The sequence below is a fragment of the Bacillus sp. JJ783 genome, from assembly GCF_036963225.1.
In the GTDB taxonomy this organism is placed as follows: Bacteria; Bacillota; Bacilli; order Bacillales; family Bacillaceae_G; genus Bacillus_A; species Bacillus_A cereus_U.
Window position 1 is genome coordinate 20,288 of record NZ_JBALMG010000091.1, and the last position, 26,697, is coordinate 46,984.

A 26,697-nucleotide genomic window follows, 5' to 3' on the forward strand; every position below is an offset into this window, starting at 1 on the left:
TAATAGTATAAAAGGCAGGTCTCTTTAAAAGACCCGCCGTACATATTATTTAGAAAAACAACCACGTTGACGCATTAGTTCTCTATATAAATCTTTATTTTTCTCAAACGCAGCTCTTCCGTGCATCCAAAATAAATTGTTTAAAAGAACTAAATCACCAATTGGTAATTTTAATGCATGTGTTGCTGGTGAGTTTTCAACAGAATATGATAAGTCTTTCAGATAGTTTGCTTGTTCAATATTATCTGGATAAGCGAACTGATCAATAAAACAAATACATGGTGCGTTATTCACATCAAAAAACGTTTCACGATAGACGATTTCTTGCGCATTTTTACTTGGTGGTGCTTTATACGTAATTTTAACAGATGCGAGCGAATGATCTCTAAATTTCTGAAGATCTTCCCAATCATCTAAATGTAGTAAACGGGATTCCCCTCCTACTGCATTTTGTTCTTCAATTTTCATCATAAGAAGCCAATCTGTCGGTTCATCAACGAATGTACCGTCTGTATGAAGTGTAAACAATCGGTACGCTTGACGAAGGTAAGAATCACTGCTATCTGTATCTTTCACATTAAATCTAGCATAATACGTTCCTGTCATTGCATCAAAGTTTGGCTCCCCGATTAAATGTGTTAACGCTGTTGCAAATTTCACGTAGTCTGCTGGATCTGCCGTTTCACCTTGTACCCCAATTGTAAATCCGCCCGTTTCACGGTCATGAACAATGCCGCGAATGTTATCCATAAATGATTGCCCAAAAATCTTTCTCATTCCATCAGCAAGATTAAACCGAGAATAAGGAATGTATTGTAATGACTGCTCTGAATGCTCTTTTACCTCTTCAAAAAACTGCTTAAGCAATTGCTGATTTAACACAATATGGTATAAACGCTTATGCTCTGGATGAGGAACAATCTCATATCCCTCATATTTCTTTGCAAATTTCATCTTCGTACTTTGTTCTGTAATAATCGACATTTCAATTCCTCCCTAATTTAAATATGAAGAACTTATTGACGTTTTTTACAGACAGTTATCCTTATCTTCTTATGCTGAGATTCGGTCTTACTGCCCTAACATCGAAAAAGCCAGTCATACGCATCCACGACATAAAATCGTAGAAACGTACAACTGGCTCATAATTACGAGTGTTCTTTAATCTCTTAAAGTACAATAATAATAGACAGTTTGTATGAAAATATTTGTAAAACAGGAAAGCAAGATCGAATATAGAGAAGGCTAATTTCTCGTATGGACCTTATTAATTAAATAATAATTCAAAATATTCTAACTGTCAATTCGTTTTTTATTATTTTCTCGACATACTTTACACATTTTGCAAATCCCCTTACTTTCCGCACATCCTCTTTTTTTCGTCTCTTGTTTTACAACTTGAACTTCATTTAACTTTTTCATATTCCTTGCCTCCTCAATATAAAAAGCCAGTCGTATCCCTTTAAAAGAAATACAACTGGCTCTCGTTTATAGCTATACAAACTAGACAGTTTTTATGGTGTTGTTTCCTCGTACTCACGCCCAGACTGTTCATCATTTAAATAACTTACGTATTGGCGATGTAAATCCTTTACCGCACTAACGATAGCATTTTGCGCTTTTCCTTGATAATGGTCCATAATATCTTGAACGATTTCTTCAATACCATCTTGCAAACTATGCCCTCTCAACATTTGAGCGACGAAGTCTCTACCATGCTCTGTCGCAAGCGTACATGACGCTTCAATAATGACATGATATTTATGATCTGCCTCAATTGTAATTGTTAGTGTCTCGTACATACTGCGAACAGCCATCCCTTTCGGAAGTCTCGAATGTCCTGCCATAAAAAATGTCCCTTTACGCATATTTCATCCTCCGTTACTATGTTTTTTGGCTCTTATACTTGATCTACGTATACTGTCTTTATTCTTGTATAAAATTCTTTCGCCGCTTTTCCTTGTTCACGCGGTCCAGCACTAGAGTTTTTCATTCCGCCAAACGGAACTTGTGGTTCTGCTCCTGCAGTTTCTGAATTCACGTGTACCATTCCAACTTCCATATCATCAATAAACCTTTGCGATAAACTTAAATTATTCGTACAAATCGATGCACTGAGTCCGTATTCTGTATCATTCGCTAAAGAAACTGCTTCTTCATAACTATTCACTTTAAATAAACATATAACTGGACCGAAAATCTCTTCTCTCGCAATGCGTGCATCTTTATCGACATTTTCAAAAATAGTCGGTAAAACATAGCACCCTCGCTCCAGTTTAGCTTCGCCTGGCACGCTACCTCCATACAGTAAGCTAGCCTCTCCTTTTCCTACTTCAATCATTGATAAAATAGATTGCTGCTGACCCTTGGAAACACATGGGCCCATAAATGTATCCGGTTCTAGCGGGTTCCCAACTGTAAGAGCTTCAGTGCGCTGCAACAGTCGACCCTTGAACGCTTCATAAATATCCTCTTCCACGATTACTCTACTTGTTGCGGTACATTTTTGCCCCGTTGACATAAACGCACCTTTTATCGCAATACTTACCGCCTTTTCAATATCGGCATCGTTTAATACAACTAACGGATTTTTTCCGCCCATTTCTAATTGTACTTTTTTCTGAGTTTCAACCGCTGCTTTTTGAATGATGTTTCCAACGTGATTAGAACCAGTAAAGGATACCGCTTTTATATCCGGATTTCCCGTTAATTCTGCTCCAACTTCAGAGCCTTTTCCGAATACACAATTTATAACGCCTGCTGGAATGCCTGCCTCATGAAAGGCATTTACAAGATGGTACACCGATTTTGGCGTAACTTCGGCCGGCTTAATGACAATCGTATTTCCGTAAATAAGTGCCGGCGCCATTTTCCACGCTGGAATCGCAATTGGAAAGTTCCACGGTGTAATTAATCCAACTGGCCCTACTGCTACACGTTTACTGTAAAGCATTGTACTTTCATTAGCAGACGGGATAATCTCTCCGATTGGCTGATTTGCTTCCCCTGCATAATATTCAAGAATGCTAATCGCCCGCTTCGTCTCTCCTATTCCTTCCGCAATCGTCTTTCCTTCTTCGCTTGTTACATCTAGGCCAACTTCATTTACCTTTTCTTTTAAAATAGCTGCCGCTTTCCATAAATAGCTCGCTCTTTCTTGAAACGATAACTTTTGCCATTTATGAAACGCTTCTTTCGCTGATGCGATTGCTACTCGTGTATCTTCTACTGAACTAAACGGGAATTCACCTAGTACTTCCCCGTTATGCGGATTATAATTTTTCACGTATGCATTCGTAGAAGGTTCTCTCCACTCACCGTTTATATAATTGAAAAACCTCATTCCCCTGCCCCCACCGTTTTTATTTTGATAGTTTCGCAATAGCAGCTTCTAAAATAGTAAGCCCTTCTTCAAGCTGTTCATCTGTTATAACGAGAGGCGGTAAGAAGCGAAGTACGTTACTATAAATACCAGCGCTTATCGTAATGACCCCTTTACTATGCGTTTCCTTCATAATCGCTTTAACCTCTTCTGCTGCTGGCTCTTTCGTCTCTTTATCTTTTACAAGCTCAATTGCAGTCATGGCGCCAAGGCCTCTGACATCACCAATTAGTTCGTATTTATCTTTCCAGCTATTAAACACTTCCATCATGCGCTCGCCAATTTCTACAGCACGATTTACTAAATTCTCTTCTTCGATTACATCTAAAACAGCTAATGCAGCCGCGCAAGCAGCCGGACTTCCTGAGAAAGTACCACCTAATTGACCTGGTCCAGGTGCATCCATCAAATCCGCTCTTCCTGTTATCGCGCTCAGCGGCATTCCAGCAGCGATTGATTTTGAAAATGTCATTAAATCAGGAGCTACGCCGAAATGATCCATTGCAAATAAACTGCCCGTACGAGCGAAACCAGTTTGAATTTCATCCGCAATCATAATGATTCCGTACTTATCACAAATATTACGAACACCTTGCATGAACGTAGTCGTCGGAACGATAAATCCACCTTCTCCTTGAAGCGGTTCCAAAATAATTGCAGCGATATTATCACTTGCTACTTCCTCTAACATAAAGCGTTCGAAATACGCTAAAATTTGCGCGTCTACTTCTTCTGGTGTCAGTCCTTCTTCAGCGCGGTAATAGTACGGATATGGTAATTTGTATACTTCTGATACAAACGGCCCAAATCCATGCTTGTACGGTTTCACTTTACTTGTCAGTGACATCGTCAAAAGTGTACGTCCGTGATATGCACGCTCAAACGAAACAATCGCGCTTCTTCCCGTAGCTTTTCTCGCAATCTTCACCGCATTTTCTACTGCTTCAGCTCCGCTATTCGCAAACATCGTTTTTTTCTTGAAATCACCTGGCGTTAACTCATTCAGTCTTTCAGCTAATGCAATATAACTTTCATACGGCGCTACGTGAAAACAACTATGAATAGAAGATTCCACTTGCTCTTGAATCGCCTTCACTACTTTCGGATGACAGTGCCCGACGTTTTGCATACCAATTCCGCCCGCAAAGTCGATTAATTCATTGCCATCTACATCAGTAATAATCGCTCCCTTTGCTGATTGCACATACAACTCTGTAATATTGTAAGGACCTTCTGGCACCGCATTTTTTCTTCTTTCATGTAATATGCTAGATTTTGTAGTTGTAATATCTTTCTTTTCTTTCAACATGGAACACAACCCCTTTTCTTATTCTTTCTCTATGCTAACTTCCGAATCTTTTATAATCGTAAAATCATTCAACTTTTGCTTATCGAACTTTCTAACTCTTAGAAAATAACTTATTATTACTAGGATCGTTGCTAGTAACGTCATGTAAAACTGCATCCGCATATCTGCTATAAATGCTTGTGAAACAAATATCGTAATAATCATTAAAAGCGTTGCATATGTGAGATAAGGGAATAACCACATTTTCACTTTCAGCTTTCCAGCCCCGTCTCTTTCCCTCTCTCGTCTTAACCTGACATGTGAAACGGCAACGAACATATACATCAGCATCGTTACCCCGCCTGAACTATTCGCTAAAAACGCAAACAGTTTATCAGGAGATATAAATTTCAACATCGCGCAAATAAATGCAAATACGATACTTGCATAGATCGCTACAACCGGTGTCCCTCTACTATTTAACCGTGAGAAACTAGCCGGAGCATCGCCTTTTTTAGCAAGTGAAAATAACATACGCGAACTCGTATATATACCTGAGTTCATAACGGAAAGTAGTGATAAAAATACAACACCATTCATAATTTCTGCGGCTGCAGGTACCCCTGCCATATTAAATAAACTTGCATACGGAAGTTTTAATAACTCCTTATCCGTCCACGGAATAAACATAACTAAAATCGTTACCGAACCTACGAAGAAAAGCATAAGGCGCCATACTACACTATTAATAGCTCGTATAACATTCTTCTCTGGATTTTCCGATTCCCCGGCTGCAATCGCGGCGACTTCGCTTCCCGATAAAGAGAAAGAAATAAATACAACGCTCAGTAAGACAGGAACAATTCCATTCGGGAAGAAGCCTCCATTTTCCGTAACCATAGCGAGACTCGGTCTCTCCACTCCCGGAACAAGTCCAAAAAACATCGAAACTCCTAAAATTAAAAACGCAACAATCGCAATAACTTTAATAAACGCTAACCAATATTCAAACTCACCGTAGAGTTTTACTGAATATACATTCGTCATCGTCATTAAAAGGACCATACATAAACTCGCCAGCCATGCTGGAACCGACGGGAACCAATTGTTAATCATCACGCCTAAAAGCACCGCTTCAATTGCGATAATAATGACCCAGTTAAACCAATATAACCACCCAATCGTATACCCTGCCCACGGCCCAATTGCTTTATTCGCATACGTTGCAAAAGAACCGCTATCAGGATTTTCTGCTGCCATCTCTCCTAACATCCGCATCACGAGCACAACCATTAAAGCGCCGATAATATAGGACAAAATCGCTGCTGGACCCGTCGATTGAATAATCGTTCCACTTCCTACAAACAAACCACCACCGATAACCCCGCCGATCGAAATCATTGTTATATGCCGAGTTTTTAAATCCTTCTGTAACTCCTTTTTCTCTTTAGCCAAACAATTCACCAGCCCCTCCATTAGCGTGAACGTGCACCATACTCCATTGACAACGCTTTCTAAAAATCCCCTCCTACTTTGACTAAAAAATAAAAAGAGCCAGAAAAACAATGTACACATTTACATTGGATTTTACTGTCTCTATCCGTATGGCTCGTCCTCCTGCTAAGGAAGTTCAAGTGGAAAGAAGCTCCGCTATTCAATTGAACAAAAGTAAACTCGGGCTTGCAGGGAGGCTAATCACTGTCATCCGATAATAAGCTAATCATAATACAAATAAACAGAATATTCAATATTCACTTTTGTAAATTTCATGAATAAAAAAAGAAAATTCTCTTACCTCGCCACATATACTGTTCAAAAGAAAAAAGGAAGTGATCCAATGTATTACGGAACAAAGGGCTGGTACGTAGCTGAGCTTAAAAAATTAGGTGTTCGCTATCATGAAGGACGAAAACTAGAAAGTTACCGCGGACACGTATTACGCAATTTATTAATCGCACAACAAGAGAAGACGCAAGAAGAATAATTTGATATCGGTTGATTCTCTGAATATATCGGCGATTCGACATGGAATATCAACTTATCGACAAATCCCGCCAAATCATCCCTCCATTCCACCAACCAATCACACATCAGGCTACAATAAAAAGGTCACCCAAACGGGTGACCTTTCTTTCCTATTCACAAACAAGAATTTGTCTAGAAAATGATCCTTTTCTTGTGATACAGCGGTCTGTAATTTCAAATCCCGCTTCATGAATCATGTCGTCCATTGTTTCCATCGTGACAACGACTACTTTTTTTGCAATGCGGCGCGCACTTGAAAGAATCGAGAGTTGATCTTCTGGTGTTGCGTGCGTAAATAGGTCGTACGGCATATCGATAATTGCGACGTCGTAGTTCTCAGTAATTTCTTCAATTGGGCCTTTTGTTACTGTTCCTTCAAACCCGAAATATGCGATGTTTTTTCTCGTTCCAAGAACTACAAGTGGATTTATATCTCTACCAACGATGTTAATCCCCATAGAAAGTGCTTCTACTACTACTGTTCCAATGCCGCAGCACGGGTCAATAGCTCGTACTCCCTCTGGGTTTGGTACAGCGATATTTGCGACAGCTCTAGCAACACGTGTGCTCAGTGATGTCGAATAGCTATGCGGTTTTTTTATATGATGATACCAAACCGGATCACTTTCTACATAGTGTCCGAAGTACCAGCGTCCTCCAAGAGGAACAATCCCGAATACACGCTCTGGATTACGAACATCCGCTTCTCCTTCAATATGCATGCCAAGGTCTCGTTCAATAAGGCGTCTTTCCCCATATTCAATTTTATTTTCTCCAACAAGGTCATTAATTTTAACGAAGATGACTTTGAACGTCGCTCCCGCCAAGTCAATTTGTTCCACTTGTTTCAAGATGCTTTCTAAGTCGTCTCCTTCATACATAACCTCAACGCGCTCTTTAATAAACGGACTTCTACTCGGAGCAATCTTGACTTCACTTTTCAAAATATTAACGTGAGACTCCATCCCAAAGAACGAGCGCATTTCCAAGTAACATAAAGCACGCTCCTCTTCGCGAAACGCATACGTATATATACATGCAGGTGTTTTACTATGATTATTCAATCTATGATCATCCTTTATCATTTTAAATTGTTATGATTACAATTACTCGAATACTATTTATATAAAATTAAATGATATCACATGCCCGAAATAAAGAGAAACCTTTATAATTCATTTAATAAATAAAAGAGACTGCCTCTCAGCAATCTCTTCTATCATTCTCTATATTTATTAACGGTAAGAAGATACGTTATTACCCATTGCTTCATAGTAATCTAGAATACCTTGATAAATAGCTTCTGCTGCACGTTGTCTCCATTTTTCAGTAGCTAGTTTTTCACCTTCGCCTTTAGCATCGATGAAACCTAGTTCAGCTAAAATAGCAGGCATTGTATTGTATTTCACTACATAGAAGTCTTCTGTTTTTACACCTCTATCATTTGATTGAAGTGCTTGTACTAAACGTTTTTGTACTTTTTCTGCTAGTACACGGCTCTCTTCTGAGTTTGGATTTGTTGCTGATCTGTAGTAGAATGTTTCCGTTCCTTCTACTTGTTCATTAAATCCGTTCGCATGAATACTTACAAAAATATCACCTTTATTTTCTTGCGCAAATTCTATACGTTTTTTCAAAGATTCACCAGGGGTATTTCCTGGACGTGTATCATCATCACGTGTTAATAAAACAGTAAATGGTGTCTTTTGTTCAAATAGTTTTTGTACGCGTAAAGATGTATCTAATACGATAGCACTTTCATCCATTTTCACACCAGAATGCCCTGGATCAACCCCGCCATGCCCCGGATCAATAATAATTGCTTTTCCTTCTAAGAAGTTCCCTTGTTTCACTGGGTTCAATTGATTTTTATCAACCCATTGGAAACCACTATTTGTACGAATGCGAATCCAGCTACCGCTTTCTTCAATAACAGTTACTTGTTGTGCTCCATATGTACCTAGTACTTTAGAAGTATGGGAAGCCCCTACATATGTAGTGAATCCTTCATTAATAGCTTCTGTTTTCTCTACTAAAGGTGTCCATTTATCACCGTTACTTGTTGCAATTTTGATCCATCCATCTCGCTCTTCTTTTACTTCAACCATTTGTGGATCATGCTGATTTGCACTAATCCCAGATGTTAATGATGGTCCGTGATATGTAATGAATTTTCTATCCATATATATTTTCTTTGTTTCTACTGGACGATTACTATTCTTTCCAAATTTATCTGTTTGAGCAGTAAGCTGAGCTGCCTGTTCACGCGTAATAGAATTATCTGGTTTCCAGCCGTCATCTGTACCTAAAGAAAGTTTTAATTCTACTAAAATATTTACTTCTTCTTTACCCCAATGATTTTCTAAATCAGCGAATTTTGTGGGAACTGGTCCTGTTACTTGGCTTTTCAATTCATATGCCCTTACAAGCATAGCCGCCATTTCAGCGCGAGTTACTTGCCCTTCAGGATCAAATACTCCTGGTCCTCGTCCTTTAATAATATCCTTCTTTTCAATCGCTGCAATATATTGAGCTGCCCAATGATTTTTTGAATCATTAAAAGATGGCTTCGCGTTTGGATCCACTTTAACGCCAATTGCTGTTGCGATAATCTTTGCCGCCTGAGCACGTGTTAAATTTCCTTGTGGCATAAAGTTACCATCTGGCATACCATTAATTACATTTCTCTCTACTAAATAATAAATTGCGTCTTTTGACCACGCATTGTCTGAAACATCGGGAAATTTCTTCGTTTCTGCTAAACTACTAATTGGATGTGCTAGTAAATTTGCTGCTAATATACCTGCGGCTATTGCTTTGTACTTCATGAAAAATAAATCTCCTCTCGAAACTTCATATTTATACAATTATTCCCACGAAACTAACTATAAAATATTAACTAATAATTAATCCTTTCATAGTTTATAACATTATATATGTATAGTAAATACGTTTTCCCTTCACATAACAAAAACCGCATATATATAACTGATAATGAATGTATATAAAAAAGCGATTAGTACATATTACTCTAATCGCTTTTCCTAATGTATTATTTAAAATTTTCTTTAACATATATATTCCCTTCCTCCAAAGGAAGCTTTATCTGATCGATCCTTTCTGCTTTTCCCGTCTCAAGATTTGTTTGGAAAGTCGAGAAGTACCATATTCCTTCTCTGTTATCCTAATTTCCAATAAGAAACTTCCCTTTATCTAAAGCTTTAAAACAAGTTCCTGCAATACCTAGATCACCTTCGCCAATTTTCATTTCGAGTACTTTCCCTTTATGAATATAAAAAATCCCCCCCGAACTTTCTTGAGAACATCCACTTAACGCTAAACTTACAACGATACTGCCTATCAATAGTTTTTTCATCTTGTCCCCAAAATGAAAAGCTGATTAAAAATAATATTTTCAATCAGCCCTCTCTATTTGCTATGAAATTATTCTTCAATTAAATTAGACATTACATATGCATAAACAAGCGCTTCTGTATGTGCAATCGAGCTTTCATGCGTACGCTCAAATGCGTGAGAAGAATCAATACCGGCTCCAATTAACGCATGTTTCACATCAAATCCGGCGCGAATCGCAGCTGATGCATCTGATCCGTAGTATGGATAAATATCCACTTTATATTCAATAGCATTCGCTTTCGCCAGTTCAACTAAATGTTTACGTAAAGCATAATGGTATGGACCGCTAGAGTCTTTCGCACAAATGGATACTGTATATTCATCAGATGCTTGTCCATCACCTAACGCTCCCATATCAACTGCTAAATATTCTACCGTTTCTTCTGGAATGTTTGAGTTTCCACCGTACCCAATTTCTTCATTATTAGAAATTAAGAAATGTGTTGTATATGGCAATGTTACCTTTTCATCTTGCAATCTTTTAATTAATTTTAATAGAATTGCTACACTTACCTTATCGTCTAAATGACGTGATTTTATGTATCCACTCTTTGTAATTTGAACGCGTGGATCAAATGAAACGAAGTCTCCTACTTCTATTCCTAACCCACGTACTTCATCTGCTGAAAACACACGCTCATCAATACGAACTTCAATATTTTTCTCATCGCGCTTCGCTTCCCCTGCATCTTTGTACACATGGACAGAAGTTTGATGCATTAAAATTGTACCTGTATACGTCTTACCGCTTGACGTTTCAATTTCGCAATATTCTCCTTCTACAGAGTTCCAGCGAAATCCACCAATCATAGATAGACTAAGACGGCCATCAGGCTTAATTTCTTTCACCATTGCCCCTAACGTATCAACGTGTGCAGTTAATAAACGATGCTGCTCATCATTCTTCCCTTTAACCGTTAAAATAAGAGCGCCTTTATTATTACGCTTCGTCTCTATATTCCACTCACTTACATAGTTTTCAATAAAATTAATAATTTTCGCCGTATTTCCAGATGGACTCGGAATAGAGACAAGCTCTTTAATTAATTCCATCGTTTCTTTCGCATGATGTGCCACTGTCGTTTCCCCCTCGCTTTTTCTACTATTTAGTATACAGAAATTACTATAAAACCTCTACTAATATAGTTTAATTTTCTAAATTGTAATAAAATTCACTTTACCCTAATCTTAATGACAAAAAAGCACAGCGCTACTCAGTAAGCTGTGCTTTTTCTATAAAACTACTCTTCCGAAACGTCCATCAAATAAATCCCTCTTGTAAACCCGCCGCGCTCTTCTTCTTTCTGCTTACGAATACGCTCAACATCTTCAATTGTTGCACCTTCTGCGCGAGCTAATGAAACAATAACTTCAAGTGCATCTGCAAGTGAATCTAGCGCATGTTCACGATCTTTCATCGAAGCAAATTCACGAATTTCTTCTGTACCAATTTTCGCTAACGCTTGTATGTAAGCTTGTCCTGTTAATTTTTGTGCTGTATATGTTTTTCCAGACATTAAAATTTTCTCCGGGACACGATCTCTTACTAACCTGTTATAAGTTGACATCACTTACCTCCTATTTTTAAAAACACCCGAGCTCTGCTTTATAGAAAAACCACTCTTTTTTCACATCCCGTTCTTTCTTCACTTCACCAGAGAAAGCAACAGTTGGATGTCCTTCAAAGAATAATGCAGTCCGTACCGTAAGAGATGGTGTACTATGCAAAGCATAATATTTGAGACTCCCACGACTAAAGTCGCAAGCCCGAATTCTTACGGAATTACGGGTGGGATTCTTGAATGACTAAGCGTTCGCAGTCCATTTCTGTTTTGAACAGCCTTCAAGATGAGAGCATCTCATTGCCCCTCCTAAACCAGACCATATAGGTGCTTAGGCTGATTGACTGTTACCATCAATCACAGTTGCATAGCGAATATTCATCGCCCCAACGATATCACGGTGTGTCTCAAACCCACATGGACACTTGTACTTTCTGTCTTGTGCCCTGTTCTTTTCAGCGCATTTCGGACAGCTTTGGCTTGTATAAGCAGGATTTACATATTCAACCTGAATATCAGCTAATATCGCTTTATATTCAATAAATTTTGACAAACGATAGAATGACCAAGTGTGTAGGTTTTTTTCGTTTTTACGGCTTGTTCTTGCCGTCTGTCTTATATTCGTTAATTGTTCTAATCGAATGACAGAAATATGATTTGCAATCGCAAAATTAATGATTTCACGACTTATTTTGTGATCTTTATCTTGCATCCATCTTTGCTCTTTATCATCCATTCGCCGAATGGCATTTACTTTTTTGTCTTTTCCTAACTTTTTACGAACACTACGAAACTTACGCTTCCTATATTTGTTTTTCCTACCATTTCCAAAGAAACGAACCTTATCATCATCAGTGATTGCTACCGCGGGGACTTTGAGACCTAAGTCTACTCCTAAAATCTTCATCCCTGCCTTTTCATTTGTTGGAAGCGTGACAGATATTTGGGCCATCCATTTATTCGATTTCTTTGTGATACGAAGTGTACCTAATTTATATTTTAACAAATTCAAATTGCGATTGTTTTTATCGATTAATAAAGCGTGGACTTTCCATTTACCTTAAACGGGATTGAAATATGAGTGGCGTCAAATGAATAATTTTGATTGTTCCATATACAAACAGGCCTCTTTAAAATCGGAATGATTTTATAATGGCTTTTCTTTATTTTTGTAGCAAACAAACTTTTCGCGTCTTTGATTGCTTGATTCTTCACCGCACTTGGGATATTTGCTTCAATATTTTTCGTGCTTTTTTTCGTACTTTCTTTTGCTTCAACCATTTCTGATACAAGTGTATTTATGACTTTGATATATTCCTGACTACTTTGTTCTAATAAACGGATTTGTTCTTTTGTTGGGATCAATTTCACTTTCACTGTTAGGGTCTGTGACATACGTTTCATCCCCTTGGTGTTTAATTTTCAACATCTTTCATTTGATACATTTCTAGCAATAGAAACAAAATAAGAACGTGTCCATAAACTTTGCAACTATATGAGACGAGGCGATTTTTCTCTCAAACACTTTGAAACGTACTTCTATCATCATTGATTCTAGTTACAATTTATCATTTATTTTCAAAAAATCACAATAAAAAGCCCCGAAGAAACTACTTATACTTTGGATACTTAAAGTACCACGAACCTTGCGATTTTTAGTGGCACTCCGTGTCCAACCTCACTTTCATCCCATGCCTAAAGGCGATGGGCTTTCTCGTTCCGGAAGGGCTGTAAGTAAAATAATAGAGACAACACCGACCATTTTCTTCATTTATTACTCCTTAAAAAAAGCGCTAACACAATTATACTAAAATGTGTTAGCACTTTCTTCCCTTTATTCCCCTTTAAATGCTGGTAAACGTTTTTCTAGAAAAGCAGCAATACCTTCTTTATGGTCCGCTGTTTGTCTCATCGCATATTGACCACGCTTTTCGAGCTGAAGCGTTTGTTCTAAATTAGAACGATTTACTTCACATAAAATTTGTTTCGTTTGAATCATCGCCTTGATTGGTTTTTGTAACCATTCATTAATTTTTTGCTTCACAGCCGTTTGGAAATCCTCACCGATTACTTCATCAATTAAACCTATATCTAACGCTTCTGTCGCTGATAATTTTTTCCCTTCCCAAATGATTTTCTTCGTCATATTTTCACCGACGCGCTTTTGAAGGAAGAAATGGCCGCCACCATCTGGAATTAAAGCGATTCCAATAAAGTTCATCGCAATAACTGATGATATATCTGCCATGACATAATCAGCTGTTAATGCAATACTTAATCCAAGTCCAGCAGTCGGCCCGTGAATTGCACTAATAACAAGCTTCGGCATCGTATATAACGTCACAACGATTTCAGAAATTGTATTCATGATGCCTTCAAACTTACTTTCATCATTACTTGAAAGCATGGATTTAATATCTCCACCCGCAGAAAAACCACGGCCACTTCCGCATAAAACAACAACGTGAACAGAACTTTCCGCCACTTCTTTCAACTTTTGTAATAACTCTTTTAACGTTGGTTCATCTAATGCATTTAAAACCTCTGGACGATTGACCATAACCGTTGCTACGCGCCCTTCATATTTCACAACAACAGATTCTGTTTTACTTGTTACTTCCATTATATATACCCCTCTTTTCCACATAAAGATTATACTTATATAATTATAGAAAGCATATTAAAAATCCTTCTTTTTTCTTAATTTTCTGTCTAATTTTCTCGTAATTTGTATATATCTCCGTATAAAACATACAATTTCGTTAAAAAATATAGAAATTAAAGTCGGTTTATCAATGCTTTTCATCTATTTACCATTACAATGAAATGGTGTATTCTTAAGTTTGATGCAAAAAAACAAATATTGAAATTCATTCGCCTTATTATGTAAATAAGGCTTTTATCCCCATCTCTTGGGTATTGAACTAAAGGAATGAAGACATGGAGGAATATATGGTTAATAAGTTGAAACAAACGGATAACTACTTCCCGCATTTCCTATTGCTATTCATTGTGTTTCAACCAATTTTAGATTTATTAACGTCTTTTTCAATCTATGTATTACACATGAGCGCAACAGTTGGAATCGTAGTCCGTTTCGCCTTTATGCTTCTTGCATTAGGTTATCTACTTCTTCATAGAGAACAACCTGGAGCGAAAAAGTACATTCTCTATTTATGCCTACTCGGGATCGTACTAGCAATTGGTCTTGCAAATAATATGATGATTAAATCTCCAGTTTCATTTGGCGAAGAAGTGAAATTTATTTTAAAGAGCATATATCCAATTGTGCTACTGTTTGGATATATTATCGTCTTTAAAGAGTTGAAAAATAAAGAATATACGTTGCATAAAATCATTACATATTTCTTATATACAACTTTAATTTTAAGCATCACACTGATTGTTGCAATGCAAACTGGTACAGATTTCCCAAGCTACCCTCACTCAAAGATTGGCTCAAGAGGTTGGTTCTTTGCTGGAAATGATTTAAGTTCTATTTTTGCAATTATGTTCCCAATCGTAGTGCTCTATTCGATTCATAAAACAACTTCTTTCTCGAAAATCTATTACTGGATTCCAACAATACTTGCGATGTATGCAAGTATTATGGTCGGAACGAAAGTAGGATATGGTGCAATTGTTCTAACGCTTGGCGTGGCACTGTTATTCTCATTCATTGAATATATGATTCATCGCAAAAAAGAAGGAAAAGGATTCACATATCTCGTAAATACAGTTGTTGCCGCTATTGTACTAGGAGGTTTAATTGTACTTACACCACATACTCCTATCGCAAAAAATATGGGCATCCACATGCAAATGTACGAATACAAAAAATCAGTACAAGAAGAAAAGGATAGAAAAGAAGGAAAAGTAATTAAAGAAGACCCGGGCGAAGCAAAAAAACATGCAAAAGGTGAGCTAACAGACTCTGAGGTCAAAAGTTTAATTTACAGTGATCGCGATAAGTTTTTAAAAGTATACAAACAATACTATAAAGACGCACCACTATCACAAAAATTATTCGGAATGGGCTATGCTGGTAACTATACGGTTAAAATTAAATTAATCGAAATGGACTTCCACGATCTATTCTTTGCATTCGGAATCGTCGGTTTCCTTATTTACTTAATACCACTTCTATACTTCGGTATTAAATTATTCATTCGCTTCCTAACAAACTTCAAGAAAATATTAACTGTGAAATATATGCTATTAGCTAGCACCGTTGTACTATCACTCGGAATCGGCTTTATGTCCGGCCACGTATTAACAGCACCGTCCGTTAGTATTTTCTTCGTCGTTATACTCGCTTACTTAATTGTTGATTTTGAAATTGAATAATAAAAAAGAAGGTGCTCCAAAAAGTCAGTTATGCTGGCTTTTGGAGCACCTTTTTTTAAAATACATCTAGATAATCAGTTTTTCTCTTTTATATTTAATTAGTGTTTTACATATTCTAAACTTTCTTTTGCGATATACGCTTCAGTTACAGTAGGATTATCTGAAATAACTTTAACCCATGCCTTTCCATTTATTATTTCTTCACCAGTAACTGTGACAACTGCATTTGTATTTAAACGATACAGTCGCTCATTTGATATACTAGGATTCTTTTTCACTTCCACATTATTCATCACACGTGCAAGTTTATACTTGTTGTATTCTTTTTTACCTAAATAAGAATCAAAACGATTCATATGCCCAGCTACTTTTTTACCCCAGTTCGCATCAGATGCATATTTCGCATTTAAACCAGCAGCTTTATCACCTGTATATGTTGCTGTATAACGCCAATGTCCTGGATTTAAATATCCTTCATTCATGTATACTTTTGCTGCATGTTCAATACAATCTTCTTTTGAATTAAATGCTTCTCCATTACCATATGGACTATCGTCTGTTGCTTTTAAACCAAATAAATTATTTTTGTCTTTTGCAAGAGCGCTTGTTCCATAGTAACTCTCATGAATTGCTAATGAATATAAGAATAATGCATTTACATTATACTTACTTTCTACTTCTTTAAATTTCTTTCCTAAACCAATTAATGGAGAGTCTGGCTTAATCGATTTCACATAACTATCTAGTTGTTCAGCTGTATAATCTGTTTTCGAACGTAATGATAAATAATTGAAATATTGATAGAAAGTTTCGTCTCCAAATGTCTTTCCATCTACACTATACATTTGCTGTCCTTGCTTCATGAAAGAAGGTGCCACACCATATCTAAATTCTGTATATCCAGGTGAACTTGTATTATATGTATAATATTTATGGTATAAATATCCATCTGATTTCACATAATAAGATGACTGTTTCATTTCATTTGTAGGAATTAAATTGATTTCATTCTTCTTCACATAACCCGTTAAATCAGAAAGTTGAACTTTCACACGATCTTCGCCAACTTCTAACACTTTCAATTCTGTTCCATACTGAATATACGTATATACTGCTGACAATTTCTCATCATAAATATTAATGATGTTTTGCCCAGTTATTCGCTTCGCACTTGCAAATCCATCTTTAATCCATAAGAATTCATTTTCATACTTCACTGCATTAATACCTTTATTTTGCGCAGCTGTAACCGCTTCTTTATACGTACTATAGCGCTCTAGTTCTTGCTCTGTCCCATTTTCTCTTACATTTGTCACGACATATTTCTTTGTTTCTACAAGATTACTATTCCCATTTTTTTCAATCGTCTGAAGCATTCGATCCAACATTGCTGAAGCCATACCTCTTGTAGCTGATAAATGTGGTCTAAATGTATTATCTTCTGGATATCCTTTAATAATTTGAGTAGCCACCATAACTTGTACATGCTCTTTATAGTTAATACTATCTTTATCAGTAAAGGTAAGCGGACTTACAGCTATTTTAATATTTTTATAGTCTAATGCTCGCTTTACCATTATCGCCATTTCTTCACGTGTAATCACATCATTTGGCGAAAACGTCTCGTTAGTACGTCCATTAATAATTTTCGCTCCATATGCTCTACTTACACCATCATATAAACCGTAAGTCTTCGGCACATCCTCGAAATTCGAATCCGCTTTCGGTAAATCTAAAGCCCTTGCTATTAATGTAGCAAACTCTGCCCTCGTTACTTGTTTATCAGGTGCATATAGATTCTCTCCATACCCCATCAAAATTCCTTTAGTAATGAGCGAACGCATATTAGTCTCAAACATATGTCCTGTAATATCATCATTTGCCGCATAGCTTGAAATAGGAGTTAAAAGTAATGATCCCGTTAATGCCACTGCTGTTATACCTTTTGAAAAAGTCTTCACGGTTGTCCTCCTCGTAATCTACGAATTTATTATTCCAAAACTGATTATATACTAATTATATCGGAATAATAAACAAAAATTAATATAAAACATTATTTATTTTTTATTATATTAAGATATTTCAAACCTATATTGAATCCTTTATGATTTCATATTCAATTCTATTCCTATAGAAATAACTACGTAGGATAGCTCTGTTGTACTTAAATCACTGCAAATATTAACACTATTATTTTTTATAAATTGCTACGTAAAGAAAAACAATACAAAAAACACTCTATTTTTTTAATAGAGTGTTTTTTTCTATATGATGAACGAGTTTCTTTGTTGCCTGTTCGCCTTGCAACTGAAGCTCATCTATTGTCCGGTGTAAAGCTTGCTGTATATTGTCTTGCTGCGTCATTTGCTTTTTCGCAATCTTATATAAATCTTCGGCACTCCAGTCTCCATCTACACTTCCTATAACTGGTTGCTTCACTTGTCGTGAGAACGAATCAATTTTTGGATCGTATGAAATTCCGACCATTGGCGTTTTCGCTACGACAGAAAAAATAAGAGCGTGAAGACGCATGCCTATTAAAAGTGAACACTCTGATAAAATAGATATTTTCTCATCAATATCCATTTTATCTGGAAGCATATAAATCTCTTCATCCATTAAATCCGCTACTTCACGCGAAGCATCTTGATCAAATGGACTGTGCATCGGGACAAATAAAATTTGGTACCCTTCTTGCTTCAATTTTTTCAGTGCAATAGCTAACTTTTTTATATAATCTTCATTTGCACCCCAATAACGTACACTAACCGCAATTATTTTCCCGTGTAGCGAATGCTTTTGTAACCAATCTGATTGTTTCTCTCTTTTCCATGTTAAAACTGGATCTGGAACGAGTTCAATATCCTTTTTCACTCCAAGTTCTTTTAAATAGAAAAAAGAATCCTCATCTCGCACAGATATGTAAGCTGCTTTCGACAACTGCCATTTTACTAATAAACGATTATGTCTTTTCCTAATCGGTCCTATTCCTTGTGAATAAATATAATAGGGCTTTTTTAATAACCGTGCAAATCCCAGAATACCTGTATAATATAAAATGCTCTTCATACTCGTTTGATCTTGAAGGAGGCTTCCTCCACCGCTAATAAGTCCGTCACTTTTTTTTATCACGTCATAAACCGCCTTTATGTCCCAGCGATCTACAGCTTCTACATCGTACATTTCCCTTGTATAGTCAGGATCATTTGACATCACAACGAGTTGAATATTCGGAATTTCTTTTTTTAACGATTTGATAATCGATTGTAGAATAGCTTCGTCTCCAATGTTATGAAAACCATAATATCCTGATAAAACTAACTGCACTCTTAATCTCCTCCAACATTTGGCAACCAATTTTTCACCCATCATAAATTGGCGCCAATTCCTTACCTAAAAAACGAAATACTTTAAAATGTATCCTCTTAATAAGCCCATAATTTCGTAGTTATATATTTATTTTTTCAAAAATGGTATTTGTTTTTTTGATATCCAGTTTAATTTCAAAGCACATGCCCCATACAAAATTATCGTAATAGTAAGTGCTACACCACTATAAAATAGCGTAATTATTCTTGACGATGTAACCTCTATAATAGTAGATAGTTCATACAATCCTAATCCAAAAATACAAGCTATTCCTATTACAGCAAAAAATCTTCCTATATGAATAGGATAGGAAAGAGATTTTCGAATACACAGATGATTTACGATGCAGATTAACATATATATAATCAATGTGCTATAAGCCGCCCCATCGATGCCAAACTTTCTCACTAATACGATGTTTAACAATACTTTCACAGAGCTTGCTCCAATAACAATCCATGCAGCTTGTGCAGAGCGGTTAATCCCTTGTAAAATCCCTATTGATAATACCATAACCGATGTAAAATACGAACTACCAATTATAACCGCTAACATACCGCTTCCTTTTGCATCTGTGAACAATCCCTCATTTAATGGTACTGTTAATGCCATTAACCATATTGTTAATGGCGCTGTCAAAACATGCACTAGTCTGTTTGTATTTTGAACTGTTATTTTCGCTAAATTTATATCTCTTTTTGCTAATGCAGACGTTAATAGCGGTATTAACGGAAATACAATTGCACTTGCGAAAACAACAATTAATTGCGTGAATGCAAAGCCACGGCTATATATTCCAAATTGCGCTTGAATCTCTGTCGATGATCCTTGTAACACATGTGGCACTGTAAGAGAGTCTACTAAGTTTAAAAGTGGCATTGATAAAGCCCCTATAGCAATTGGAATCGATACCTGTAGTATCCTTTTCCCGTCTTCTCTTAAATCTCGAAGCGAATACGAGCTGTCCTTATAATAGTATGGGCTTTTATTATACTTCATACGCAAATATATAAGTGAACCAATTACTCCGAGAAAAGATCCAACCATTGCACCACTAGTAATAACCGCACTACTCTTATTCCAATATACTAGTATATAAGCGATTATTAACATAAATAATACTCGCACAAATTGCTCAATTACTTGTGATATCCCCGTCGGTTTCATATCACCGAACCCTTGAAAATAACCACGATAAACCGCCATATATGGTGCAACAAGTAGCGCCAATGAAGTAACAAGTAACGGCACCCTTGTTTCTTGTCCACCAAGCATATTTGCAATTTCAGTAGAAAATAATATAATCACGAAACATCCGAAGGCTCCAAATGCCACTCCTATAATCGATGCCGATTTAAATAATTTCGCAATTCCTTTTTGATTATTTTTTTCATTCAACTCCGCAATCAATTTCGAAATCGCTAGCGGAACACCAGCTACTGATAATGTAAGAGCAATCATATATACAGGAAAAACAAGACGAAAAATACCAAGCACTTCATCTCCTGCAATATTTTGCAATGGAATTTGAAAGAAACTCCCAAACAATTTCGACAAAAAAGTTGTAATTGTTAAAATTGCTGCACCTTTTACAAACTTCTTATTCATGTTCCTTCTCTTTTCTTTTATCATTCTTAACCAAGAAGACTCCTTCCTTAATTTGTATGTAAGTGTAAAACACAAATTGAGGAAGATGAATCGGCTTTTTGTATAGAAAAACATATGTTTTTTTGTACAAATTTCTCATTGAAAACTGAAGATATGAGGTTGTAGCGGGTATACAATGTAAAATCTTCAACGTAAAATTCTGGACCTAGCGAAAACCAAGCCATTCAGGTACGTATGGATCCAATCAGTGTACAATTTTTTGCACTGTAGGAAATACGGATAAAGCCTACTAAAATAACTAGCGGGGCGTTCAAGCATATATTCTCAAACAAATTGTTATGAACTATAGAGACTTCCTTTTCTCTCATTAAATTATCATAACAAATTTCTTATATGTTGAATACTTTCTTTTTTTAGAGAAAAGAAGGATGTTACAAACATATACAAATAATAATAACCTTCACACTCTATAATACAATTCATGTGAAGGTTATTATTATATTGCTTCAGCTTTCAAAAAGTGTAATTTCTCTTTTTGCTCATCATTCGCCATCATTACTATCGTCTTTTCAACATGCGGATGTACATGTTCAAGTGTCACACCCGCTCCTACTTTATTCGATTGCTCAACAAAGTTTAATAACGCCATAGCTCCTGATACATCCATATAACGTACATCTTTCATACGCAAAATAACTGGTGACTTCACATTTTGTAAAGAAGCAAAAATACGATCTACTGATAGAAATGAAAGTGGTCCCTGAATCGTATACGTCGCTTCTTTTTCTTTTATAATAGAAGCTTTACGTTCTTTACATTTCACCATGTATATAATGAAGGAAAGAATAATGCCAAACGCAACAGCAACCATTAAATCGAATTTCACTGTCACAAACATCGTCACGAACATAACAATCACATCGCCTCTCGGTGCTACATGTGCTTTTCTCATGCTTTCCCAATCAAACATCCCGATGCCAGTTAAAATTAAAATGCCTGATAATACAGCAAGCGGAATATATTGTACCACTGAACCGAGTCCCATAATGAAAATGAATAAGATGACGCTATGCATACAAGCTGAAAGTGCCGTCTTCCCCCCGCTTCTTATATTGACGATGGATCTAACAGTTGCACCTGCTCCTGCTAATCCTCCGAACAAACCACTCGCAACATTACCAATACCTTGTCCGATTAACTCTTTATTACTTTTATGACGTGTCCCTGTCACATTATCCATTACGACAGACGTTAATAATGAGTCAATTGATCCTAGTAAAGCAATACTAAGTGCTGGTAATACAAGTGCTAACATGCCATTTGCGTCTAAATTCGGTACGTGAAGCGATGGCATCGCCTCTGGAATTGCACCAATCTTTTCAATCATCTTATTTAAAGAAAGAGTTCCTACAACTGGTAAGTTTACCGTAATTCCTTGTAGCATAGAAGAAAATAACGGCAACGTTACTGTAACACCTACTAATGCTACTAAACTTGATGGAATGGCCTTAATCCATTTTCCAGAAACAATCATTACAATGATCGTTAATAACACAAGTAGAAAGCTATTTTGTACGTGCTTCATTTCACCTAAAATAATGATCAGTGCAATTCCGTTCATAAATCCTGAAACAACAGGATACGGAATGTAACGAACGTAAGAGCCGAGCTTACATACACCAAATAAGATTTGAAATAACCCTGCCATCATAAATGCAATAAAACTTGCTTCTAATCCGTGAGTTGCAATAACGCCTGTTGCAATAACTGTAATCGGCCCAGTAGGACCCGTTACTTGCCCCGGTGTACCGCCAAATAACGCCGCAAACAAACCTGCAAAAATCGCGCCATACAATCCGACCAATGCTCCCTCAGACGTTCCCGTTGCGGCAATACCAAATGCAATTGCTAGCGGCAAAGCAACAATCGCAACAGTAAACCCTGCTAAACATTCCTTTGCTATTTTTTGAAACATATAAACAACCACCTTTGTATAAAGTCCACGTTCCATTGTACATCTAAAACAAATCATTCGTTAGCGTATTTATAAAAAACTCTTTACAGTCTCGTGAAGTAAACGTCTACATTGATAAATAGCCTTCCCAAATCAAACTAAAAAACAGCAATATGACGAATCTACCTTTGGAAACAAACTTGACTATGCTATAATGAACAAATTAAATCTTTTACTATATACTTGGAGGCACTATGCTAACTTTTGAAGAAAAATTATCAATTATTGAATCTTTCCCGGAATTAGAAAGAAAGAACGTATCATTAAAACGCGTAAACTTTCACTTTGAAGAAAGTCGTTTAGATAAAAAGAACGTTGTATATCATTTACACCCAAATGGAAACGGATTTGTATATGCAAACTTCATTAAAGGTTATAAAACAGATGATAAAGGTATGATTAACATCCGTGAGTTTTCAGAAGAAGAACTGCGTTCATTAATTGAAAAAGTAATTGAACGTCTATCACAGGAGCAAGAGGCAATTGTAGCACCAATGGAACCTGCTGCAGAAGAAGAATGGAAGAACGAAGACGGTCATATCCTAACTCTTATTCAAGAGGATGATATGTGGAACGTTTACGCTGGCGTAAACTTAGACGGTACATTCAACTCTTATCCAGAAGCTGCGGAATACCTTGATGAAGAAGGTTTCTCACGTAAATAATATGTTTCTTACTACTAATAAAGGCCGTCCCAAAGTTTTTTGGGACGGCCTTTATTAATAGGTAGACTATCATTGTCGTATTTTATAGTTAAGTCGACTTAATTTCATGCACTGTTGCAATTTTACCCAATAATAACATAACTCCCCTCCATAAAATTATGGAATCAAAACTTCTTATTTTCACTATCCCCTATAAAAATTTGAATTTGACAACTATAAGACTCCGTATTAAAAAAATCATTAACTAACTCTACTTCAATAAAACTCTCCACTTCTATATCGTTTTCTTTTGTATATTTAATCATAGTATTTCTACGTTCTTCTTCATTTTCTTTACTATACGCTAATGTTACATATTTCCCGCCCGGTAATACTTTTATATTTGGCATCTCTTCCATATGGACATGATCTTGCACCTTATTAAAAACATACTTTGGCTCTACATCCCAATTTTCATTGACATTGTATAGAATACCCATTTCCATTGACATCTTATCTTCATACTCTTGAATGATTTTCTCTAAATTAGAATAATACAGTAACTCTTGTAAACTCCCCACTTCTTTGCATGGCGCTACAATCACATTCCGCTTTTCAAAGAACTGAATACACACTTCATCACTTTTTAATATTTCCTGTGAACTCCCTACTTTCTCATTTAACCCATCAATCGTTTCAATTACCTCTTTCATTTTCTTTATATGTTCTTCCGCTTCCGCTCTCTTTACTTGTAAGAATTGCAGCAAATTGTCCGTATTGCATTCCTTAAAAATCTCTTGAAGTTCTACTATACTCGTATTCAACTCTCTACAACTTTTTATAATATCAATGTGAATGAATTGATCTATAGAATAATATCTATATCCTGTTGATTCATCAATATGTTTTGGAATAAGAATTCCCATCTTATGATAGTACCTTAATGCCTTTATCGTTATATCCTTTATTTTTGCAACTTCTCCAATAGAAAATAATGTTTTCACCTGAATCTCTTCCTTTTTATTTTTTCGCATGCAACCATTGACTCTCCCCTTAGAGGAGACCTTACTATTTATAATAAGTCATTTACATTAATAAAGGGAGTATACAATATGAACACAGTAAAATATAGAAGTCTTGTTAAGGAAGACTATGAGCCTATAAAACATTTAATTGGTGAGGCATTTGGGTTTAATAAATTCATTACAGATAAAAAATTTTTAAATTCACTATTAAACTTCTACCTACACAGTTGCATTTTAGGAAGTTCCTTTAGTAAGGTAGCTGAAAAAGATAATAAAGTTATCGGTGTCATTTTAGGCGATTCTGAAAAAGATAAAAACCGTTTAAAGAGATTCCATAATACTGTTAGCTTTTCCTTTAACACGCTGAAACTATTCATGACGAATAAAGAGAATAGAGGATTTTTAAAAGCATTTATAAAAGTTCAAAAAACATATAAAGAACTAATTCAAGGAAAAGAAGATCATTTTCAAGGCTGTATACAATTATTCATCGTATCCGAAGAATCTAGAGGTCTTGGAGTTGGGAAATCTTTATTAAATTATTTATTCCAATACATGACAAAAGAAGATGTAACATCTTTATATTTATATACAGACAATGAATGCAACTATGAATTTTATGACAGACAAAACTTCCAACGTATACAAGAAAAAGCAGTTAATTTCGGACCAAAAGAAGAAGATTTCAACATATTTTTGTACCGCTATAACTTTAACTAATAGTAACATTTACACTTCAATGCTCTTTGCTAATTAGCAAAGAGCTATATTAAGTATGATATCACTCGCGAATGGTTGTCAAAAAATCATACTAGCTTAAATCCTCCAGCCAAACTCTTCTACTACTATTGTTTCAGTTCGATTAGCGCGAAAAAGAGGAAGATGTGTAACAACTTCAATGTAAAAAGGAGCGCACAATATGGAATGGATTCACGAATTATTTCAGCAATATGGGTATTATGTAGTACTTGTTGGATTGCTTTTAGAATATATTGCTCTTCCGTTTCCAGGAGAGCCAACATTAGCCTATGCAGGATTTTTATCACATCAAGGTGATTTGAGTTTACCCATTTTAATTATTTTATCCTTTATTGGGACAAGCGTAGGTATGACATTCCAATACTTTTTAGGAAATAAACTTGGCATGCCTTTCATTCAGAAATACGGGAAATATGTATTTTTAACAGAACGGAAAATTAATTTAACGAAAATGTGGTTTGATAAATACGGATATTTTCTAATCTTTATCGCCTTTTTCATTCCAGGCGTTCGCCACTTCACAGGATACTTTGCAGGAATTATCAACTTACCGTTTCGCCGCTTTGCGATGACAATTTATTCAGGCGCCCTATTTTGGGTATCATTCTTCTTAATCAGTGGTTACTGGTTAGGGGAAAACCTAGAAGTTATATTCCTAGTACTTGAACAACACATTTGGAAAATTATCTTCGGTATTATTATCATTACGCTAATCACCCGATTTCGCAAAAAAATAAAGCATGTGATTTTAAAACGTATAAATTAAAACAATAATCATTTCATTTAAATCTTTCATCAATAAGCAGCATCCCACTTAGCTGCGTGCAAAAATAATAAAAAGCGGAGACCCATAGTCTCCGCTTTTTCACATACATTTTGTTTCCGAACTAACTCTCACCATTAATTTTTTTGGCGTCTAAACAATCTCGCTCCCAAAATTAATGCGAACATACCTGCAATAATAGAAGTAGATTCAGTTGATGCTCCTCCTGTTTGAGGAAGTAATTTTGATTGCTTATTATTTTCTTTACTAGATGGTACTTCAGATTTATTTTGTACCTCTTGTTTGCTTTGTACTTCTTGTTTGTTTTGTACCTCTTGTTTGTTTGATACTTCCGGTTTCTCTTTTACCTCTGGTTTCTCTAACACATTCGGTTCTTCTGTTACCTTTGGCTCTTCCGGTTTTTCTTCTGTTAATTCTTCTGTTGTTTCTTCTTTATTTTCTTCTTCGATCGGTTTTACCAAAATCTCCGGCTT

Annotated in this window: 24 protein-coding genes and 2 pseudogenes; 5 read left to right on the forward strand and 21 right to left on the reverse strand. The window is 36.1% G+C overall.

The window, feature by feature from the left end; genetic code table 11:
• Positions 1 to 45: 45 nt before the first annotated feature.
• From glaH to V7038_RS19265, 6 genes are all read right to left on the reverse strand, one after another.
• Positions 46 to 984, reverse strand: a complete 939-nt coding sequence (glaH, locus tag V7038_RS19240) for a glutarate dioxygenase GlaH (RefSeq protein ID WP_335471411.1) — start codon at positions 982 to 984, stop codon at positions 46 to 48.
• Positions 985 to 1,293: 309 nt separating this feature from the next.
• Complete coding sequence (locus V7038_RS19245; RefSeq protein WP_002159095.1) at positions 1,294 to 1,422, reverse strand: hypothetical protein; 129 nt, start codon at positions 1,420 to 1,422, stop codon at positions 1,294 to 1,296.
• Between the two features lie 92 nt (positions 1,423 to 1,514).
• Positions 1,515 to 1,868 carry a DUF3870 domain-containing protein gene (locus V7038_RS19250; RefSeq protein ID WP_335471416.1) on the reverse strand — a complete coding sequence of 118 codons (354 nt, stop codon included), beginning with the start codon at positions 1,866 to 1,868 and terminating at the stop codon, positions 1,515 to 1,517.
• Between the two features lie 32 nt (positions 1,869 to 1,900).
• Positions 1,901 to 3,343 carry an aldehyde dehydrogenase family protein gene (locus V7038_RS19255; protein WP_078181940.1) on the reverse strand — a complete coding sequence of 481 codons (1,443 nt, stop codon included), beginning with the start codon at positions 3,341 to 3,343 and terminating at the stop codon, positions 1,901 to 1,903.
• Positions 3,344 to 3,362: 19 nt separating this feature from the next.
• Positions 3,363 to 4,691, reverse strand: coding sequence for a 4-aminobutyrate--2-oxoglutarate transaminase (gabT, locus tag V7038_RS19260; protein ID WP_335471419.1), 1,329 nt, complete (start codon positions 4,689 to 4,691; stop codon positions 3,363 to 3,365).
• An 18-nt stretch (positions 4,692 to 4,709) separates the two neighbouring features.
• On the reverse strand, positions 4,710 to 6,134 hold the full coding sequence (locus tag V7038_RS19265; RefSeq protein ID WP_070127991.1) for an amino acid permease: 1,425 nt from the start codon (positions 6,132 to 6,134) through the stop codon (positions 4,710 to 4,712).
• 304 nt (positions 6,135 to 6,438) lie between these two features.
• Between V7038_RS19265 and V7038_RS19270 the strand changes: the two genes are divergently transcribed.
• Positions 6,439 to 6,654, forward strand: coding sequence for a YflJ family protein (locus tag V7038_RS19270; protein ID WP_199661096.1), 216 nt, complete (start codon positions 6,439 to 6,441; stop codon positions 6,652 to 6,654).
• Positions 6,655 to 6,805: 151 nt separating this feature from the next.
• Here V7038_RS19270 and V7038_RS19275 read toward each other — a convergent pair whose 3' ends face one another.
• From V7038_RS19275 to V7038_RS19315, 9 genes and pseudogenes are all read right to left on the reverse strand, one after another.
• Positions 6,806 to 7,759 (reverse strand): TRM11 family SAM-dependent methyltransferase, encoded by a 954-nt coding sequence (locus tag V7038_RS19275; RefSeq protein WP_215558039.1) that lies wholly within the window; start codon positions 7,757 to 7,759, stop codon positions 6,806 to 6,808.
• Positions 7,760 to 7,930: 171 nt separating this feature from the next.
• Entirely contained in the window at positions 7,931 to 9,523 is a 1,593-nt protein-coding gene (locus V7038_RS19280; protein ID WP_283746966.1) for an N-acetylmuramoyl-L-alanine amidase, read from the reverse strand.
• 356 nt (positions 9,524 to 9,879) lie between these two features.
• Positions 9,880 to 10,071: a hypothetical protein gene (locus V7038_RS29585; protein WP_438825117.1), complete on the reverse strand. Its 192-nt coding sequence runs from the start codon at positions 10,069 to 10,071 to the stop codon at positions 9,880 to 9,882.
• A 68-nt stretch (positions 10,072 to 10,139) separates the two neighbouring features.
• On the reverse strand, positions 10,140 to 11,189 hold the full coding sequence (locus tag V7038_RS19290) for a M42 family metallopeptidase (RefSeq protein WP_002114800.1): 1,050 nt from the start codon (positions 11,187 to 11,189) through the stop codon (positions 10,140 to 10,142).
• A gap of 164 nt (positions 11,190 to 11,353) precedes the next feature.
• The gene (locus V7038_RS19295) at positions 11,354 to 11,680 is read right to left on the reverse strand and encodes a nucleoside triphosphate pyrophosphohydrolase (protein WP_002201613.1); all 327 of its coding nucleotides are present in this window, start codon (positions 11,678 to 11,680) and stop codon (positions 11,354 to 11,356) included.
• Between the two features lie 16 nt (positions 11,681 to 11,696).
• Positions 11,697 to 11,885, reverse strand: a complete 189-nt coding sequence (locus tag V7038_RS19300; protein WP_081339767.1) for a hypothetical protein — start codon at positions 11,883 to 11,885, stop codon at positions 11,697 to 11,699.
• A 120-nt stretch (positions 11,886 to 12,005) separates the two neighbouring features.
• A pseudogene (locus tag V7038_RS19305) lies at positions 12,006 to 13,069 on the reverse strand (RNA-guided endonuclease InsQ/TnpB family protein).
• A gap of 27 nt (positions 13,070 to 13,096) precedes the next feature.
• Positions 13,097 to 13,204: pseudogene (locus V7038_RS19310) on the reverse strand (IS200/IS605 family transposase); the annotation flags it as partial.
• 304 nt (positions 13,205 to 13,508) lie between these two features.
• Entirely contained in the window at positions 13,509 to 14,297 is a 789-nt protein-coding gene (locus V7038_RS19315; RefSeq protein ID WP_002010905.1) for an enoyl-CoA hydratase, read from the reverse strand.
• A 329-nt stretch (positions 14,298 to 14,626) separates the two neighbouring features.
• On the opposite strand from V7038_RS19315, the gene V7038_RS19320 reads away from it, so the two are divergent.
• Positions 14,627 to 16,021 carry an O-antigen ligase family protein gene (locus V7038_RS19320; protein WP_199661103.1) on the forward strand — a complete coding sequence of 465 codons (1,395 nt, stop codon included), beginning with the start codon at positions 14,627 to 14,629 and terminating at the stop codon, positions 16,019 to 16,021.
• Between the two features lie 98 nt (positions 16,022 to 16,119).
• Here V7038_RS19320 and V7038_RS19325 read toward each other — a convergent pair whose 3' ends face one another.
• The 4 genes from V7038_RS19325 to V7038_RS19340 all read right to left on the reverse strand — a co-directional run bounded on the left by V7038_RS19325 (position 16,120) and on the right by V7038_RS19340 (position 22,973).
• Positions 16,120 to 17,982: an S-layer homology domain-containing protein gene (locus tag V7038_RS19325; protein ID WP_283746964.1), complete on the reverse strand. Its 1,863-nt coding sequence runs from the start codon at positions 17,980 to 17,982 to the stop codon at positions 16,120 to 16,122.
• A 277-nt stretch (positions 17,983 to 18,259) separates the two neighbouring features.
• The gene (csaB, locus tag V7038_RS19330) at positions 18,260 to 19,348 is read right to left on the reverse strand and encodes a polysaccharide pyruvyl transferase CsaB (RefSeq protein ID WP_199661105.1); all 1,089 of its coding nucleotides are present in this window, start codon (positions 19,346 to 19,348) and stop codon (positions 18,260 to 18,262) included.
• A gap of 129 nt (positions 19,349 to 19,477) precedes the next feature.
• Positions 19,478 to 20,998 carry a putative polysaccharide biosynthesis protein gene (locus V7038_RS19335; protein ID WP_335471424.1) on the reverse strand — a complete coding sequence of 507 codons (1,521 nt, stop codon included), beginning with the start codon at positions 20,996 to 20,998 and terminating at the stop codon, positions 19,478 to 19,480.
• 496 nt (positions 20,999 to 21,494) lie between these two features.
• Positions 21,495 to 22,973, reverse strand: a complete 1,479-nt coding sequence (locus V7038_RS19340; protein ID WP_286119193.1) for a SulP family inorganic anion transporter — start codon at positions 22,971 to 22,973, stop codon at positions 21,495 to 21,497.
• A 233-nt stretch (positions 22,974 to 23,206) separates the two neighbouring features.
• On the opposite strand from V7038_RS19340, the gene V7038_RS19345 reads away from it, so the two are divergent.
• Positions 23,207 to 23,677: a hypothetical protein gene (locus V7038_RS19345; protein ID WP_283746962.1), complete on the forward strand. Its 471-nt coding sequence runs from the start codon at positions 23,207 to 23,209 to the stop codon at positions 23,675 to 23,677.
• 164 nt (positions 23,678 to 23,841) lie between these two features.
• Here the strand turns inward: V7038_RS19345 and V7038_RS19350 are convergent, their stop codons facing one another.
• Entirely contained in the window at positions 23,842 to 24,690 is an 849-nt protein-coding gene (locus tag V7038_RS19350) for a MerR family transcriptional regulator (protein WP_283746961.1), read from the reverse strand.
• Between the two features lie 78 nt (positions 24,691 to 24,768).
• On the opposite strand from V7038_RS19350, the gene V7038_RS19355 reads away from it, so the two are divergent.
• Together V7038_RS19355 and V7038_RS19360 are read left to right on the forward strand one after the other, a co-directional pair.
• Complete coding sequence (locus tag V7038_RS19355) at positions 24,769 to 25,401, forward strand: GNAT family N-acetyltransferase (protein ID WP_070127983.1); 633 nt, start codon at positions 24,769 to 24,771, stop codon at positions 25,399 to 25,401.
• A 199-nt stretch (positions 25,402 to 25,600) separates the two neighbouring features.
• A complete protein-coding gene (locus V7038_RS19360) occupies positions 25,601 to 26,206 on the forward strand; it encodes a DedA family protein (protein ID WP_335471429.1) in 606 nt (201 codons plus the stop codon).
• Between the two features lie 134 nt (positions 26,207 to 26,340).
• On the opposite strand, the gene V7038_RS19365 is transcribed toward V7038_RS19360, so the two are convergent.
• On the reverse strand, positions 26,341 to 26,697 hold a 357-nt coding region (locus V7038_RS19365), incomplete at its 5' end, for an LPXTG cell wall anchor domain-containing protein (RefSeq protein ID WP_335471432.1).